Below are 17,614 nucleotides of genomic sequence, written 5' to 3' on the forward strand. Positions count from 1 at the left end.
AAGCTTTGAATGCCTCGCTAATGCGGGGCATTTTTTTGCCTGTAAAAAATGACGGGAGAAGCTCTAGGTTCTAAAACTCCTACTTTTGATACCTAGAATTCGTCATTCCCTAGACTGATGAAGGAAAGAGTCGGGAATCTCTTAATGTTAACTTCGATAGATTCCCAACTCAGTCGTCTTATCTTCTTGCGAGTGACGAGAGTGGGAAGTGAATGAATCGGGAGTCTCTTTGGTACCATTAAAGATTCTGTCCGATAATTCTGCTACTTATCGATTCCCTTACACCACATATCTCGCACCAATAAGCGCATTATGGTATATATGTGCCTTATTCTAGTTCCTTCTTTTCTAACCGGCGAAAGGTGTTATGCGAATCTTTGCTCTTGTCCTGCTGATCTTACTTGGCTGGCTGCAACACACATTGTGGCTCGGTAAAAATGGTATTTCTGATTACTACACAGTGAACAACGAAATCGACGTTCAAAGACAAGTGAATGAGAAGTTGCATACTCGAAATGCAGAAATGTTTGCTGAGATCGACGACCTTCGACAAGGGTTAGACGCCATCGAAGAGCGTGCTCGACATGAGCTCGGAATGGTGAAAGAAGGTGAAACGTTTTATCGCATAATTGGTGAGGAATCGCATTAATGTCGACTGATAAACAAGGTATTGTCGCGGTTGTACCTGCGGCTGGCGTAGGCAGTAGAATGAAGGCCGATCGCCCAAAACAATATCTGACGATTAACGCGATCACCATCTTGGAGCACACCGTCAACAAGCTACTTTCTCATCCTCAAGTGAGCAAGGTCGTGGTAGCCGTAAGTGAAGGTGACCCATATTTCCCTGAGCTGAGCTTGAGCCAACATCCAGATGTGGTGCGTGTTAAGGGTGGTAACGAACGAGCAGACTCGGTTTTGTCGGCTCTGAACTATATTCAAGAGAGCGGTTTGGGCGAGTGGGTCATGGTGCACGATGCGGCTAGGCCATGCATTCAACAAGGTGACATCGATAAGCTGATTGAAGCAGCACTGTCTCATCCGGTAGGTGGCATTTTGGCTGCCCCCGTTCGTGATACGATGAAACGTGGTGTTGATGGGGCGATTGATCACACTGTCGAGCGTGCAAACTTATGGCACGCATTGACGCCGCAAATGTTTCGAACTTTACCGCTGCAGCAAGCTCTAACAGAGGCTCTTGAACAAGGCGTGTCTATTACCGATGAGGCGTCTGCGTTTGAATGGAAAGGCGCATCACCAGCTCTGGTTGCTGGGCGCTCAGATAATTTTAAGGTTACTCAGCCAGAAGATTTAGCATTGGCTGAGTTCTATTTAAGTCAGAATAAGGAATAATGATGATTCGTATTGGCCACGGTTTTGATGTTCATAAGTTTGGTGGTGAAGGCCCAGTGATTATTGGTGGCGTGAGCGTTCCTTATGAGCAAGGACTGGTTGCGCATTCAGATGGTGATGTGGCTTTGCACGCATTATGTGATGCGCTATTAGGCTCGATTGCCGCAGGCGATATCGGTCGTCACTTCCCAGACACCGATGATGAGTGGAAGGGAGCAGATAGTCGTGAGCTGCTTAAAGATGTTTACCGCCGCGTTAAAGAACAAGGTTATCAAGTCGGTAATGTGGACGTGACCATCATGGCACAAGCGCCAAAAATGGCCCCGCACATTGATGCAATGTGCCAAGCGATTGCTGAGGATCTTGAAACAGATATTGGCAACGTGAATGTAAAAGCGACAACAACTGAGCGTCTTGGTTTTACCGGACGCAAAGAGGGCATTGCAAGCGAAGCAGTCGTCCTAATTACTAAAAGTGCGTAAGCACCAAAACGAAAAGAACAGCATGTCAGATATTCTATCTTCATTTGCCTATTTGAATGGCAAGCCGACGGCACAAGCTAAACTGAAAGCGAAGGCCGAGCATTTTGTGGTTATCGAAGACTTAGGTTTCGAATTCACTGGAGAAGGTGAGCACCTAATGGTGCGTATCCGCAAAACCGGTGAGAACACCAGCTTTGTTGCCAATGAACTGGCAAAAGCATGTGGCGTTAAATCGAAAGACGTGAGCTGGGCGGGTCTGAAAGACCGTCATGCGGTGACTGAGCAATGGCTGAGTGTTCACCTACCAAAGGGGGATACGCCGGACTTTACAGCTTTCTTAGCTCAGTACCCAAGTATTGAGATCTTAGCGACGGCACGCCACAACAAAAAGCTGCGCCCAGGCGACCTAGTTGGTAACCAATTTGAACTGACTTTGTCTGAAGTGACTAACACCGCTGACGTGGTCAATCGCCTTGAGAAAGTCGCTCAGCTAGGTGTTCCGAACTATTTTGGTGCTCAGCGTTTTGGCAATGAAGGTAATAATTTGTCTGAAGCTCGTCGTTGGGGGCGTGACAATGTGCGTACACGCAACCAGAACAAGCGTAGTTTATATCTATCTGCGGCTCGCTCTTGGATTTTCAATCGCATTTTGTCAGAGCGTATTGAACAGAATGTGTTTAACTCAGTAATTCTTGGCGACGTCGTTTTCAGCGCTGGCGAGCAACAGTTGGTAACGGCTGAAAACATTGAAGCGTTGAACTTGTCGATTGAGAAAGGCGAAGCGCAGGTTTCTGTAGCCATGGCCGGCGATAATGCACTGCCGACACAAGAGAACGCACTCGCTCTTGAGCAGACGCATCTTGATGACGAGCCAGATTTAATGGCGCTCATTCGCGGAAACCGTATGCGTCATGATCGTCGTGAAGCTTCTCTTAAACCACAACAGCTCTCATGGGAAGTGGATGGCGACAACATCACGCTTAAGTTCTCATTGGATGCAGGTTGCTTTGCGACAGCGATTGTTCGTGAGCTAGTGGAAGAAGTGGCTGTAGAGCGACAAAACGCGCAGTAAAGGCGTAAACTGGACGGATATAAGAAAGGATACAGAATGAAGATTTTACTCAGCAATGATGATGGCGTTCATGCTCAGGGTATTCATGCCCTAGCTGATGAGCTACGCGACCTTGCTGACGTTATTATCGTTGCACCTGACCGTAATCGCTCGGGTGCGTCGAATTCATTAACGCTTGAGCAACCTCTGCGTGTTCAAGAAATCGCAGCTAACACTTACTCTGTGCAAGGTACACCGACGGATTGTGTGCACTTTGCATTGAATGAGCTGCTTAAGGATGATATGCCTGATTTAGTGCTGACTGGCATTAATCATGGAGCAAATCTAGGTGATGATGTGCTCTATTCAGGTACCGTTGCTGCAGCGATGGAAGGGCACTTTTTAGGTGTACAGTCAGTCGCGTTCTCTTTGGTAGGCAAAAAACACTTTAAAACCGCCGCTCTTATTGCACGCCAAATCGTTGAACAGCACTTAGCTCGACCGATCCCAACCAATCGTTTGTTGAATGTCAATGTTCCTGATGTTGCTGTTGGTGATCTTAAGGGAACGCAGGTGACGCGCCTTGGTGCTCGTCATCACTCTGAAGACATGATTAAGCAGAAAGATCCAAGGGGGCATGATATCTACTGGTTAGGTCCTCCAGGTAAAGAGCAGGACGCAGGACAGGGAACAGATTTCTATGCGATAGAGCATGGCTTCGTTTCAGTGACGCCGCTGCAGGTTGATCTAACAGCTCATGAATCTTTAGGTGCCATGTCGCAGTGGCTAGGAGAGCGCCAATGACTAACCCTCATGCACACCGCTTAGTCAGTTTCTTGATTGAGAGTGGTATTCGAGACCAAAAGGTTCTAGATGCGATTTTCCGTTTGCCTAGAGAGCGTTTTCTATCGCAGGCGATGTATCACCAAGCTTATGACAATAATGCACTGCCAATTGGACAAGGTCAGACAATCTCTCAACCATATATAGTGGCGAAAATGACGGAACTGTTGGAACTTCAACAGACTAGCCGCGTCTTAGAGATTGGAACTGGCTCGGGGTACCAAACGGCGGTATTGGCTCAGTTAGTCGATCATGTTTATTCTGTTGAGCGTATCAAGTCATTACAGTGGGATGCGAAAAGAAGGCTCAAGCAGCTTGATTTTTATAACATTTCCACTAAACATGGCGATGGCTGGCAAGGGTGGGCCGCGAAAGGCCCGTTTGATGCCATCATCGTAACGGCAGCTGCTGAATCAATCCCTCAAGCGCTTCTAGAGCAATTGAGTGATGGTGGACGTTTACTGATCCCGGTTGGGGACAACGAGCAACAACTGTTAAAAATTACCCGTCAAGGTGACGAGTACCTTTCAGAAACGATTGAGATGGTACGTTTCGTTCCTTTGGTTCCGGGTGAATTGGCGTAACAAAACTATTGGTGTAGATGGATAACAACTGAATGCGTTCACAGTTTTCAAAAGGGATAGCGATATTGTTGAGTTGCGCACTAGCAGGGTGCGCAGCGAATTCCCCTGCACCTGTATCAAACCTGAACAAAGATTACTCCACCATTGAACGTGGCAGCTATCGTGGCAGTTATTATGAAGTTCAGAAAGGCGATACCCTCTACTTTATCGCTTATTTGACCAACAAAGATGTCAATGACCTGATTCACTACAACGATCTCTCTGCGCCTTATACTATCCATCCGGGGCAGAAGCTTAAGTTATGGCGTCCGTCATACAAGGCTCCTGCTTATGGCAAGTCGGCGGCCGTTGCCAGCGTTACCCCTGCACCTAAACCAGCACCGGCGGCTCCCGTTGTGAGCACACCGAGCTCCTCCAGCTCGAAATCTTCTAAGCCAGCGACCACCAAAGCTGAACCTGTGAAGAGTAAAAACTCTAAACCGGCACCTGTGCAGTCAACGGCGAAAACGGTTAAAAAAGATCCACCAAAGAAGGTTGAACAATCGAAGCCAAAGGAGTATGTTGGTTCTAAAGGTAAACAGAATGTTACAACCGCCAGTAAGCCAACTAACGATAAAGTATCGAAATGGTTATGGCCAACCAAAGGGAGAGTAATCAAGAATTTCTCTGTAGGTGAACAAGGAAATAAAGGCATAGACATCGCAGGACAGCGTGGTCAGCCTATCGTATCTACTGCAGGGGGAACGGTTGTTTATTCGGGTAATGCACTCAGAGGCTACGGCAATCTCGTGATTGTAAAGCATAATGACAACTACTTAAGTGCATACGCGCATAACGATCGACTATTAGTATCTGAAGGGCAAAGTGTTAAACCAGGACAGAAAATTGCCACAATGGGAAGTTCTGGAGCCAAAAGCGTTAGGCTGCACTTTGAGATTCGTTACCAAGGTAAATCCGTGAATCCAAAACGTTATTTACCTTAATATGAGTGCCGCAATGGTACTTGTATAAAGTGACATAGTCATTTAGCGACATTTGAAGTTGTAATGTCTTGCTAATATCGCCAGGGGGAGGCGTTATGAGTATCAGCAATGCAGTTATTAAAGAAGAGTTCGAACTTGACCAAGAGACCACGGAGTTGGTAAATGTTGAGCAAGGCGAACAAACCGTCACTAAAAAAACAGAAGCAAAAGAAGAAGTCGAAGTGACTTCGAAAAGCCTAGATGCGACTCAGTTGTATTTGGGTGAAATTGGCTTCTCACCACTCTTAACCGCAGAAGAAGAAGTGCTTTATGCTCGTCGCGCATTACGCGGAGACGAAGCTGCTCGCAAGCGCATGATCGAAAGTAACCTACGTCTTGTGGTTAAAATTTCACGTCGTTACAGCAACCGTGGTTTAGCTCTGCTTGATCTTATCGAAGAGGGTAACCTAGGTTTGATCCGTGCTGTTGAGAAGTTCGATCCAGAACGAGGCTTCCGCTTTTCTACTTACGCAACATGGTGGATCCGTCAAACGATCGAACGTGCGTTGATGAACCAAACGCGTACTATTCGTCTGCCAATTCATGTTGTGAAAGAGCTAAACATCTACCTGCGTACCGCTCGTGAGCTATCACAAAAGCTTGACCATGAGCCAACAGCGGAAGAGATCGCGACCAAGCTAGATAAGCCGGTGAGCGACGTAAGCAAAATGCTACGCCTTAATGAACGTGTAAGCTCAGTCGATACACCAATCGGTGGTGACGGCGAGAAAGCGCTGCTGGACATCATTCCAGACGTAAACAACTCAGACCCAGAAGTGTCGACTCAAGACAGCGATATCAAAACATCACTGATCTACTGGTTAGATGAACTGAATCCGAAGCAGAAAGAAGTACTTGCACGTCGCTTTGGTCTTCTTGGTTACGAGCCATCGACTCTTGAAGAAGTCGGTCGTGAGATCAGCCTAACTCGTGAGCGTGTTCGTCAGATTCAAGTAGAAGGCCTACGTCGTTTAAGAGAAATCCTGATCAAGCAAGGCTTGAATATGGAGAATCTATTCAACGTTGAAAACGATTAGTCTAGATCTAGAAATTCCCAATAAAAAACGCTGACTCAATGTCAGCGTTTTTGTTTTTTATCGAGGTTAAAGAGACTTACTTTTGACTAAAGTAGTTTCTTTAGGCGGTACAACTCTTCCAGTGCTTGGCGTGGTGTTAGATCATCTGGATCTACGTTTGCTAGCGCTTGCTCTACTTCACTTGGCTCAGGGATAAGGCTAAGTTGATTCGCAATATCGACACCGCTTGGTTTTGCTGTTGGTGTCTCAGCACTTAGCGCTTCAAGTTGGGTGAGCTTAGCTCGCGCATTCTTAATCACGGCTTTTGGCACTCCCGCAAGCCCAGCTACTGCAAGACCGTAAGATTTGCTTGCAGCACCTTCTTGAACTGCGTGCATGAAGGCAATGCTGTCGCCATGCTCAACGGCATCCAAGTGAACATTCGCCAAGGTTGGGATCTGGTTTGGTAGTTCAGTCAGTTCGAAGTAGTGAGTCGCAAACAGTGTCATCGCATTGATTTGATTTGCTAACCACTCCGCGCTTGCCCAAGCCAGTGATAGGCCATCATAGGTGCTGGTACCACGACCGATCTCATCCATCAGAACCAAGCTGCTCGGTGTTGCGTTATGCAGAATGTTCGCTGTTTCTGTCATCTCTACCATGAAGGTTGAACGGCCAGATGCAAGGTCATCAGATGCACCAATTCGAGTGAAGATACGATCGATAGAGCCAATGGTTGCACTCTCTGCAGGAACGTAACAACCGATATGAGCCATGAGTGCGATCAACGCAGTTTGACGCATATAGGTCGATTTACCACCCATATTTGGACCTGTGATGATCAGCATCTTACGTTGATCATTCAAGTCAATCGGGTTGGCAATGAAAGGTTCATCCATCACTTGTTCAACCACAGGGTGACGACCCGCTTGAATGTGAACTCCAGGCTCCTTGTTTAGAGTAGGGCGACAGTAATCTAAAGTATCAGCACGCTCAGCTAGGTTTTGAAGAACGTCTAATTGCGATACAGAAGAGGCGATGTTCTGCAGTTGTTCTAGGTGAGGCAATAGTAGGTCGAATAGTTCTTCCCAAAGCTGTTTTTCAATCGCTAGTGCTTTAGATTTTGAGTTCAGAACCTTGTCTTCGTGCTCTTTTAGCTCAGGGATAATGTAGCGCTCAGCGTTCTTCAACGTTTGGCGGCGTACGTAATGAGGTGGAACCAAGTGGCTTTGACCACGGCTCACCTGAATAAAGAAGCCGTGTACGTTGTTGTAGCCAACCTTTAGCGTATCAATCCCGTGACGTTCACGTTCTTCCGCTTCGAGTTTGTCTAAGTACTCTGTTGCGCCATCTGCAAGGTCACGCCACTCATCTAGCTCTGCACTGTATCCTGCAGCAATCACGCCGCCATCGCGAATCACAACCGGTGGGTTCTCTTTGATCGCACGAGTAAGCAGCTCAGACACTTCTTCAAAAGGTGCAGCATATTGTGCAAGCTGAGTCAGGTATGGATGAGAGACTTGTTCTAGTGTATCTGCAAGTTCTGGAAGGTAGTCCATCGCTTGACGCAGGCGGGCCATATCACGCGGACGTGCAGAGCGAAGAGCTAATCGAGCAAGGATACGTTCAATATCACCAATCTGTTTCAGTGTTGGTTGTAGCTCTGTGAATAGAGCTAAATCTTTCATCTCACCAATTGCATCTAAGCGTTGGTCGAGAGCGGCGATATTACGCATCGGCTGATGTAGCCAACGCTTGAGCATACGGCTACCCATTGGCGTTGCTGTGTGATCGAGTACCTCTGCCAGCGTGTTGTCGGTGCCACCTGCAAGGTTATGAGTGATCTCTAGGTTGCGACGAGTCGCTGCATCTAAGATTACAGAGTGATCTTGGCGATCATAAGTCAGTGAGCGAATATGCGGCAGAGCGGTACGTTGGGTATCTTTTACATATTGGATCAAACAACCCGCAGCACATAGACCAAGCTTGGCATGTTCCACACCAAAGCCGACGAGGTCGCGAGTACCGAACTGTTTGTTGAGTTGCTGCTTGGCCGTATCTAATTCAAACTCCCATACTGGGCGACGGCGGTTACCGTTACGGTTCGCCATTAACTCTACAGGTTCGAAGTCTTCTGGGAAGAGCAGTTCCCTTGGAGAAGTGCGTTGCAATTCAGCGGCCATTGACTCTTCGGTCTCTGGCTCCGAAAGTTGGAATCGACCTGAAGTGATATCTAAAGTTGCGTAACCAAACTTGCCGTTATGGTGATAAATCGCAGCAATCAGATTATCAACGCGCTCAGAAAGAAGGGCTTCGTCAGTGACGGTACCCGGTGTCACGATACGAACAACGGCGCGCTCTACTGGACCTTTCGATGTCGCAGGGTTACCGATTTGTTCGCAGATCGCCACAGATTCACCGAGTTGAACCAGTTTAGCGAGGTAGCCTTCTACAGCATGAAACGGCACGCCTGCCATTGGAATAGGTTCGCCAGCAGATGAGCCACGTTTGGTTAGGGAAATATCAAGGAGTTGAGAGGCTCTTTTGGCATCATCATAGAAAAGCTCGTAGAAATCTCCCATGCGGTAGAAAAGCAGGATCTCTGGATTCTCTGCTTTGAGTTTTAGGTACTGCTGCATCATGGGAGTATGTTTTTGATCGGCTTTCACTGTTAACTTCTTTCGTTTATTTCTATTGCGGCTTAGGATACGTGAAAGCGATACCTGCGAAAAGCGGCGCAAGCGATAAAGATTCAAATTCACTCATGTAGAAACCATGCAGAAACAATGGAGTTTGTCACCATGTCATCGATTCAACAACTCAGCGAAAAACTCGGCCAGCTTTTATTAAATAATCAGCACGTTTTGGTCACGGCAGAGTCGTGTACTGGTGGTGGCGTTGCAAGTGCAATCACAGATATAGCCGGTAGCTCAGCGTGGTTTGACCGTGCTTTTATCACTTACAGTAATGAAGCCAAACAAGAGATGATTGACGTGCAAGCTGCAACGCTGGAAGCGCATGGGGCCGTCAGTGAGGCTGTGGTGGTTGAAATGGCGCAAGGCGCGTTGGCGCACTCTAATGGCACGATTGCCGTATCGATCAGTGGTATTGCAGGCCCTGGCGGAGGCAGTGAAGAGAAGCCAGTCGGTACCGTTTGTTTTGCTTGGGCTTCAAACAGTGGTTGGCAAAACGTAGAAACGCATGTATTTGCGGGTGATCGATCACAAGTACGACAACAAGCGACCGCCTGTGCGCTTGAGGTTATTTATGATTACCTGTTGGAAGAGAAGTAACAATTGTACAAATAATTTTCATACAGGTATGGACACTGTATGAATCAACAGTATAATAAGCACCAATTAGTCACCCCTATGTGGGTTAGAAACAGATTCTAAATCGCTTGTTATAGACAACCGATTATGTGGAGATAGTAATGGACGAGAATAAACAAAAAGCGTTAGCCGCAGCCCTTGGTCAGATTGAAAAGCAGTTTGGTAAAGGCTCTATCATGCGTCTTGGTGACAACCGCACAATGGATGTAGAAACGATTTCTACTGGCTCGCTATCTCTAGATATCGCACTAGGTGCTGGTGGTCTACCAATGGGTCGTATCGTTGAGATCTACGGTCCAGAATCATCAGGTAAAACAACACTAACACTAGAGCTTATTGCAGCAGCTCAGCGTGAAGGTAAAACGTGTGCATTCGTCGATGCGGAGCACGCACTAGACCCTATTTACGCTCAAAAACTGGGTGTTGATATCGATGCACTTCTTGTTTCTCAACCAGATACTGGTGAGCAAGCACTAGAAATCTGTGATGCGCTAGCGCGTTCAGGTGCGATTGACGTTCTTGTTGTCGACTCAGTAGCAGCATTGACACCGAAAGCAGAAATTGAAGGCGAAATGGGCGATAGCCACATGGGTCTTCAAGCACGTATGCTTTCTCAAGCTATGCGTAAGCTAACGGGTAACCTTAAGCAATCTAACTGTATGTGTATCTTCATCAACCAAATTCGTATGAAGATCGGTGTTATGTTTGGTAACCCAGAGACGACAACTGGTGGTAATGCACTTAAGTTCTACGCATCTGTTCGTCTTGATATCCGTCGTACTGGCTCTATCAAAGAGGGCGACGAGATCGTGGGTAACGAAACTCGTATTAAGGTTGTTAAGAACAAGATTGCTGCACCATTTAAGCAAGCAGAAACTCAAATTCTATACGGCCAAGGCTTCAACCGTGAAGGTGAGCTGATCGACCTAGGTGTTAAGCACAAGCTAATTGAAAAGGCAGGTGCTTGGTACAGCTATAACGGCGATAAGATTGGTCAAGGTAAAGCGAACGCTGGTAAGTTCCTTCGTGAGAACCCAGAAGCAGCGAAAACTATCGATGCTAAACTTCGCGAAATGTTACTGACTCCAGCTCAGCCTGAAGAGCCAGAGACTGGCGAAATGCCACAAGAAGAGCTGTAATTTACCTGCAGCTTGATATTGAAAGCCTCGCTTATGCGGGGCTTTTTTATGTCCGTTACCCTTAGTTGTTATTTCTCCTCTGCATCTTATTAAGTTTTTCTACCCCACTACTAAAAACTCACGGCTACTGCCGGAGAACTCTTGGCTTTGTCTTGCTTAGTTTTGCTTACTGTCGTGCCTTTGTTGACTGTCATATCTTGCTAGGGATTTGTTTCCTTTATTGCATGGTGCTGAGAACAGGAAAACAAAATTCTATATCGTACTTTTCTTCGTGCAGATTTAATCACGATGAAACACCTTAGTTAGATTTGAATGTAAATCTATTTCACTATTTATCAGTAATTTACATTGATGATTTTGTTGGTCGTTACATTTTTATGCTCTGATGTTTTAGTAAGGTGTGATGTTTTATCCGTCATTACATTTTTCTTTGAGAAAGGTTTGTGGCTCGGTGTTATATCGAGTGATAAATTTTTTCCACGATTTGAAGTTACTGATAGTTAAGTTATTAATTTGTTTTGTTAATAGGTAAGAGAATGTCAAAGATTAAGAAAAAAGACGCAGAGTTGGCGACGCATTTGCTAGAGGAGTATCGAACGATGACGTCGATTGAATCCTTTCAACTGGATGTGCTGCAAAGCCTAGTCAAAGTGCTGTCTGCAAACATTAAGTCATTAGACGATAATGACCGTGTCGTCTTACTGAATCTTGCCAAGCAGCACATCGATGTAGAAATGGACTTTTCACAATCTGTTGGCTTCGACGATGCGCTACCAAAGCTGAGCGATTTTAAAACTGTTATTAACGTAACTTAAACAGCACGAGAAAAATAAAACAGATGGCTTATTGAGTCGTCGGCAATCAAAAGGATAAATCATGAATAAAGTTACATTTCTTGGTGAAGAAGTTGTATTGGCAGGTAATTTCCCAAGTAAAGGCGAGCAACTAATTACACCTGAATTGTGTACTCTGTCGCTTAACCCATTGACAATCTCTGATGTAGACAGCAAGTACAAGCTGATCTACCTATTTCCGAGTATCGATACTCCAGTATGCGCAGCAACGACTAAGAGCTTAGCTGAACTGGCGCAACTAAACCTGAAAGATGTTTCAGTTTACACTGTATCGGCGGATCTGCCATTTGCTTTGGCGCGATACAATGAAGCATCTGAGATTACGAACGTTGAGCACCTTTCTGTGTTTAAAGATGCAGCTGCGCTGAACGCATTCGGTGTTGAAATTAAAGACCATGCACTGACCGGTCTAGCATCACGAGCGGTTATCCTATTGGATAGCGAAAACAAAGTGATTCATAGTGAGCTCGTTAGCGAAATCACGGAAGCGCCTAACTTCAACCTAGTCGTTGAAGCGATTCAAGGCTAATTAGTTCTTATTATTAACCTCAAGGCTTATGGTCTTGAGGTTTTTTCATTTAATGGGTTGGTTAATCGACTCTATTTTTATTGCCGAGCTTGAGCATGTTGCAGCGCTATTTTCTGCGCCGTTTGATGGCAATGACTCTCGATTTTGAATAATTCCGACCAAAATTCCATCCTAACGGTTCTTTTGTACAAGAAAACTAGTCGAAGCCTTAACCATGATCTACAATACGGCAAAATTCTAACTCGACTATTTTCAGGAAGAGCTGCATGTACATGAGCACTGATGAGGTTCGCAACGCGTTCCTTAAGTTCTTTGAGAGCAAAGGACACCAAATCGTAGACAGTTCATCGTTAGTTCCACATAACGATCCAACCCTGCTATTCACTAACGCAGGTATGAACCAATTCAAAGATTGTTTCTTAGGCGCCGAAAAGCGTGCCTACACTCGAGCGACTACGGCTCAACGTTGTGTACGTGCTGGCGGTAAACACAATGACCTTGAAAACGTAGGTTTCACGGCTCGTCACCACACATTCTTTGAAATGCTTGGTAACTTCAGCTTTGGTGACTACTTCAAAGAAGACGCGATTGCGTTTGCTTGGGAATTCCTAACCGAAACTCTTCAACTGCCAAAAGATCGTCTATTGGTAACGGTATACGAGACAGATGACGAAGCATTCGATATCTGGAACAAGAAAGTAGGTGTACCTGCTGACCGTATCGTTCGCATCGGCGACAAAGAAGGCGGTAAACAGTTCGAGTCTGACAACTTCTGGACAATGGGTGACACAGGTCCTTGTGGTCCATGTACTGAAATTTTCTACGATCACGGTGAGCACATTTGGGGCGGCCGTCCAGGCACTCCTGAAGAAGATGGTGACCGTTTCATCGAGATCTGGAACAACGTATTCATGCAGTTCAACCGTCACGCAGACGGCACAATGGAACCGCTACCTAAACCTGCTGTTGATACAGGTATGGGTATTGAGCGTATCTCTGCAATCATGCAAGGCGTACACTCAAACTACGAGATCGACGTATTCCAAAAGCTAATCAAAGCAACGGCTGAAACGATCGGTTACGAAGACCTATCAAATCAATCGCTACGCGTTATTGCTGACCACATCCGTTCTTGTTCATTCCTGATCGCTGACGGCGTTATGCCTTCAAATGAGGGTCGTGGTTACGTTCTACGTCGTATCATCCGTCGTGCAGTTCGTCACGGTAACAAGCTTGGCGCACAAGGCGTATTCTTCCACAAACTTGTGGGTGTACTGGCTGAAGTGATGGGCTCAGCAGCAGACGAGCTGAAGAAGCAACAAGAGCTTGTTGAAAAAGTACTTCGTATCGAAGAGGAAAACTTTGGCCGCACACTAGAGCGCGGCATGGTTATCCTGAACGAAGCACTAGACGCACTTGAAGGCAAAGAGCTAGACGGCGAAACAGTATTCAAACTATACGATACCTACGGCTTCCCAGCAGACTTAACCAATGATGTAGCTCGTGAGCGCGACTTCACCATTGATGAAGAAGGCTTCGAGAAAGCGATGGAAGTTCAGCGTCAGCGTGCACGTGAAGCGGGCCAATTCGGCACTGACTACAACGCGACTATTAAAGTTGAAACCAACACTGAATTCTGTGGTTACACAGGTACAGAAGGTGCTGGCGAAATCTCTGCACTGTTCGTTGAAGGCGAAGAGGTTGCTTCTCTGTCTGCGGGCGATAAAGCAATCATCATCCTTGAAGAGACGCCATTCTACGCGGAATCAGGCGGTCAATGTGGTGATACTGGTACGCTAAAAACTGCGTCTGGTCTGTTCAAAGTTGAAGACACTCAAAAGCTAGGTAACGCATTTGCACACCACGGTGAGCTGGTTGAAGGTGTATTCGCGAAAGGCGATAAAGTAGAAGCAACCGTAGATGCTGAGCGTCGTGCTGCTATCTCTCTGAACCACTCTGCGACTCACTTACTTCACGCTGCCCTGCGCGAAGTTCTTGGTGAGCACGTAGCTCAAAAAGGTTCTTTGGTTAAGCCAGACAACCTACGTTTTGATTTCTCTAACCTTGAAGCGGTAACACCAGCACAACTTAAAGAAGTTGAGCGTCTAGTTAACGCACAAATTCGTAAGAACCATGTGATTGAAACCAACATCATGGACATCGAATCAGCGAAAGCGAAAGGTGCAATGGCACTGTTCGGTGAGAAGTACGATGATGAAGTTCGCGTACTGTCTATGGGTGAGTTCTCTACTGAGCTTTGTGGTGGTATCCACGCTTCAAATACGGGTGACATTGGCCTGTTCAAGATCACTTCTGAAGGTGGTATCGCAGCAGGTATCCGTCGTATCGAAGCGGTAACGGGTGAAGCAGCACTCGATGCTATCGAAGAGCAACAAGCGAAATACGAAGAGAAGATCGCTGAATCTGCTTCTAAGGCGAAAGCTCTAGAGAAAGAGATTCAGAAGCTAAAAGAGAAGATGGCTGCATCTGAAAGTGCAAACATCATGGGTAAAGCGCAAGAAATCAACGGCGTGAAAGTTCTGATCGCTGGTATGGAAGGTGCGGATCCTAAGAACCTACGTACTATGGTTGATAACGCTAAGAACCAAATGGGTAGCGGCGTTGTGATGTTGGCTAACATCAACGGTGACAAGATTGGTCTAATCGCTGGTGTAACTAAAGACCTTATCGGCAAAGTAAAAGCGGGTGACCTAGTGAAGATGGTTGCTGAGCAAGTTGGCGGTAAAGGTGGTGGTCGTCCTGACATGGCGCAAGCAGGTGGTACAGATGTATCAGCTCTGCCTGAAGCGATGAAGTCAGTTCAACCATGGCTAGAAGAGCGCCTATAAAACTTATCTCTTGATTCAAAGATGCCCAATCACCCGATTGGGCATCTTTTATTTTATATCATCGATAATTGTTCAAATTTGTAGATTTCATTGAAATTAGCCAAGAGGCCGAGAGCCTATCCCGACCTCTTGGGTAATTTTTATGACTTCGCTATGACGCGAAGTGTGTTGTTTTGTCATATATAGACATTGGTCTTGGGAAGGTGAGGACGGGTGAAAATGCCTCTTATCGTGCAGAAATTTGGTGGAACGTCAGTGGGCTCTATCGAGAGAATCCACTCAGTTGCAGAGAAAATCATTGAAGCAAAAAACGACGGTAATCAAGTCGTGGTGGTGGTCTCTGCAATGTCAGGAGAAACAAACCGATTAGTTGATTTAGCCAATCAGATAGATTGCGTACCAAACGCGAGGGAATTGGATGTCTTATTGACAGCCGGTGAACAGGTCTCGATGGCTCTATTAGCAATGACGTTACACAAATTGGGCTATGAAGCGACATCGATGACAGGTTATCAAGCCAAGATTCACACCGACTCAAACCACAATAACGCAGCGATCACTCATATCGATACCACTCCGATTGAAGCCTTGCTTGAACAAGGGCAGATCGTGATTGTGGCCGGCTTTCAGGGCGTCAATCATAAAGGTGATATCACAACTCTGGGGCGTGGCGGATCGGACACCAGTGCTGTTGCGCTAGCGGGAGCACTCGATGCCCAAGAATGTCAGATCTATACTGATGTTGATGGTGTCTACTCTTGTGACCCGAGAGTGGTTAAGGATTCCAAACGCCTACCTCAACTGGATTTTCCTTCGATGGAAGAGATGGCGCGCTGCGGAGCTAAGGTTTTGCACCTACCGTGCGTTCAATTTGCATGGAAGCATCAAGTGCCACTGCGAGTACTATCAAGCTTTGAGAAGGGTGAGGGCACCTTAATTTCAGGTGAAGAGTGTTTGAATGACATTTCTGGCATCGCCATTCAGAAAGATATGGTGTTGATAGAATGCGCATTAGAAGAGCTGTCGTCTCTCATATCACAAGCGCAACTGCTTGGTATCGAAGTGTGTAGTGTGATCGAGGAAACAGAACGAGCAGCAGTGGTGATTAAACGCGACGCAAGTACGAAATTAAAACTAGTTTTTGCTGAAAAAATCCGTAATAGTGAACAAGTTAGTTTGTTAACTGTAGTAGGTAGTCGAACACAAGATATTGTGGTCAGTTCACATGGATTGTTGTCTGAAGGCGAGGTTGATGTACAGCATCACTTATTGCAGCAGCAGTCTTTAACCTTGGTGGTTTCTCCCGACCAGGTCGATACAGCTGCTAACATACTACACAAAGCATACATTGTAGCGCGTGAAACACAGGGTTATCTTAAAAAAGAAGTGCATTTTGGTTAAATAAACTCATTCGATAGTTTACGAAAATATAACTTTTGGTGGATAATGCTCTCGTAGCTAGATAAATTTAGAGATTACTCAAGGAGCAAAGAATGCTAATTTTGACTCGCCGCGTTGGCGAAACACTGATGATAGGTGATGAAGTAACAGTGACTGTACTGGGCGTTAAAGGTAACCAAGTACGTATTGGTGTTAATGCACCTAAAGAAGTATCTGTTCACCGTGAAGAGATCTACATGCGCATTCAAGCTGAAAAAGGTAATGGTAACGTTGCATCTGGCAACTACTAATACTTTCGCGTAGAAAAAGGGCTAGCACTGTTGCTAGCCTTTTTTGATCTTGGTGTTTTAAACCAAGAATAGGTGATAGAGATAGAGAGTGGCTGAAACATTTGCTGCAATTTCGCTTTCATCGATAAACACTATAACTGCGTCACGAGTTTGTCTTTTTTCTTGCATTCACATGTAGCGAAATTTTTAGGCTCGTAGTATGGTTGCTTATGCACTGACAATGTCATTGTTGAAAATTAGATAACTTAATTCAGCTCGTAATCTTGCTAATCTTTCACCTTAATTTTTAAGGAAAAAAGAGCCTTTTGATACTAATAAGTTCAAATAGCAAGCGCTTTGATTAAATTGCAAACGGTTGAGTGTTTTTATCCATTTTTTTTCAATAAAGTGTTTGACATATTTTCGGTAAAACGTAATATGTGCCTCCGCAAGACGGTGAGGTGGCCGAGAGGCCGAAGGCGCTCCCCTGCTAAGGGAGTATGTGGTTTGTAGCTGCATCGAGGGTTCGAATCCCTCCCTCACCGCCATTTCTTGCGAGTCTAAACGTAGCAAGTTAGACAACAATATGTGCGCTCTTAGCTCAGCTGGATAGAGTACCTGGCTACGAACCAGGCGGTCGGAGGTTCGAATCCTCCAGAGCGCGCCATTATCTCTCTTATCATAAGATAGGCGTGATAATAATGAATTAGGTGAGGTGGCCGAGTGGCCGAAGGCGCTCCCCTGCTAAGGGAGTATGTGGTTTGTAGCTGCATCGAGGGTTCGAATCCCTCCCTCACCGCCATTCATTACAGGCCGATGGCCTTTTTTTTGTTTCGTTGTAAGCAAAATGTGATATATTTCACAACTTCATTCGAAAGAGTGAAACACCGTGC

General features: G+C 45.9%; 16 protein-coding genes and 3 tRNA genes. 18 read left to right on the forward strand and 1 reads right to left on the reverse strand.

What is annotated here, in order from left to right:
• Positions 1–367 precede the first annotated feature (367 nt).
• From ftsB to rpoS, 8 genes are all read left to right on the forward strand, one after another.
• Positions 368–649, forward strand: a complete 282-nt coding sequence (gene ftsB, locus KI743_RS20920) for a cell division protein FtsB (protein WP_032549794.1) — start codon at positions 368–370, stop codon at positions 647–649.
• Positions 649–1,350: a 2-C-methyl-D-erythritol 4-phosphate cytidylyltransferase gene (gene ispD, locus KI743_RS20925; RefSeq protein WP_285468014.1), complete on the forward strand. Its 702-nt coding sequence runs from the start codon at positions 649–651 to the stop codon at positions 1,348–1,350. Before ftsB ends, ispD begins: the two co-directional genes overlap by 1 nt.
• Positions 1,351–1,352: 2 nt before the next feature.
• Positions 1,353–1,832, forward strand: a complete 480-nt coding sequence (gene ispF / locus KI743_RS20930) for a 2-C-methyl-D-erythritol 2,4-cyclodiphosphate synthase (protein ID WP_285468016.1) — start codon at positions 1,353–1,355, stop codon at positions 1,830–1,832.
• A 22-nt stretch (positions 1,833–1,854) separates the two neighbouring features.
• Complete coding sequence (gene truD / locus KI743_RS20935; protein WP_285468017.1) at positions 1,855–2,904, forward strand: tRNA pseudouridine(13) synthase TruD; 1,050 nt, start codon at positions 1,855–1,857, stop codon at positions 2,902–2,904.
• Positions 2,905–2,940: 36 nt separating this feature from the next.
• The gene (gene surE / locus KI743_RS20940) at positions 2,941–3,687 is read left to right on the forward strand and encodes a 5'/3'-nucleotidase SurE (protein WP_150869277.1); all 747 of its coding nucleotides are present in this window, start codon (positions 2,941–2,943) and stop codon (positions 3,685–3,687) included.
• Positions 3,684–4,310 carry a protein-L-isoaspartate(D-aspartate) O-methyltransferase gene (locus tag KI743_RS20945; protein WP_150869276.1) on the forward strand — a complete coding sequence of 209 codons (627 nt, stop codon included), beginning with the start codon at positions 3,684–3,686 and terminating at the stop codon, positions 4,308–4,310. Before surE ends, KI743_RS20945 begins: the two co-directional genes overlap by 4 nt.
• A gap of 32 nt (positions 4,311–4,342) precedes the next feature.
• On the forward strand, positions 4,343–5,293 hold the full coding sequence (locus KI743_RS20950; protein WP_285468018.1) for a peptidoglycan DD-metalloendopeptidase family protein: 951 nt from the start codon (positions 4,343–4,345) through the stop codon (positions 5,291–5,293).
• A gap of 95 nt (positions 5,294–5,388) precedes the next feature.
• Entirely contained in the window at positions 5,389–6,369 is a 981-nt protein-coding gene (gene rpoS, locus KI743_RS20955; protein ID WP_285468019.1) for an RNA polymerase sigma factor RpoS, read from the forward strand.
• Positions 6,370–6,455: 86 nt separating this feature from the next.
• On the opposite strand, the gene mutS is transcribed toward rpoS, so the two are convergent.
• Complete coding sequence (mutS, locus tag KI743_RS20960; protein WP_285468020.1) at positions 6,456–9,017, reverse strand: DNA mismatch repair protein MutS; 2,562 nt, start codon at positions 9,015–9,017, stop codon at positions 6,456–6,458.
• 132 nt (positions 9,018–9,149) lie between these two features.
• On the opposite strand from mutS, the gene pncC reads away from it, so the two are divergent.
• The 10 genes from pncC to KI743_RS21010 all read left to right on the forward strand — a co-directional run bounded on the left by pncC (position 9,150) and on the right by KI743_RS21010 (position 17,523).
• Positions 9,150–9,641 carry a nicotinamide-nucleotide amidase gene (gene pncC, locus KI743_RS20965; protein ID WP_285468021.1) on the forward strand — a complete coding sequence of 164 codons (492 nt, stop codon included), beginning with the start codon at positions 9,150–9,152 and terminating at the stop codon, positions 9,639–9,641.
• A 140-nt stretch (positions 9,642–9,781) separates the two neighbouring features.
• Positions 9,782–10,819: a recombinase RecA gene (recA, locus tag KI743_RS20970; protein ID WP_032549782.1), complete on the forward strand. Its 1,038-nt coding sequence runs from the start codon at positions 9,782–9,784 to the stop codon at positions 10,817–10,819.
• A 536-nt stretch (positions 10,820–11,355) separates the two neighbouring features.
• The gene (locus KI743_RS20975; protein ID WP_285468022.1) at positions 11,356–11,634 is read left to right on the forward strand and encodes a hypothetical protein; all 279 of its coding nucleotides are present in this window, start codon (positions 11,356–11,358) and stop codon (positions 11,632–11,634) included.
• A gap of 61 nt (positions 11,635–11,695) precedes the next feature.
• Positions 11,696–12,202, forward strand: coding sequence for a thiol peroxidase (tpx, locus tag KI743_RS20980; protein ID WP_285468023.1), 507 nt, complete (start codon positions 11,696–11,698; stop codon positions 12,200–12,202).
• A 266-nt stretch (positions 12,203–12,468) separates the two neighbouring features.
• On the forward strand, positions 12,469–15,051 hold the full coding sequence (gene alaS, locus KI743_RS20985) for an alanine--tRNA ligase (protein ID WP_255229918.1): 2,583 nt from the start codon (positions 12,469–12,471) through the stop codon (positions 15,049–15,051).
• A 219-nt stretch (positions 15,052–15,270) separates the two neighbouring features.
• Entirely contained in the window at positions 15,271–16,452 is a 1,182-nt protein-coding gene (locus tag KI743_RS20990; protein ID WP_084181818.1) for an aspartate kinase, read from the forward strand.
• 92 nt (positions 16,453–16,544) lie between these two features.
• Entirely contained in the window at positions 16,545–16,742 is a 198-nt protein-coding gene (gene csrA, locus KI743_RS20995) for a carbon storage regulator CsrA (protein WP_004415691.1), read from the forward strand.
• 434 nt (positions 16,743–17,176) lie between these two features.
• Positions 17,177–17,269, forward strand: a tRNA-Ser gene (locus KI743_RS21000).
• Positions 17,270–17,311: 42 nt separating this feature from the next.
• Positions 17,312–17,388, forward strand: a tRNA-Arg gene (locus tag KI743_RS21005).
• 42 nt (positions 17,389–17,430) lie between these two features.
• Positions 17,431–17,523, forward strand: a tRNA-Ser gene (locus KI743_RS21010).
• Positions 17,524–17,614 lie beyond the last annotated feature (91 nt).

Source organism: Vibrio sp. D420a (assembly GCF_030248625.1).
Taxonomy (GTDB): Bacteria; Pseudomonadota; Gammaproteobacteria; order Enterobacterales; family Vibrionaceae; genus Vibrio; species Vibrio fortis_A.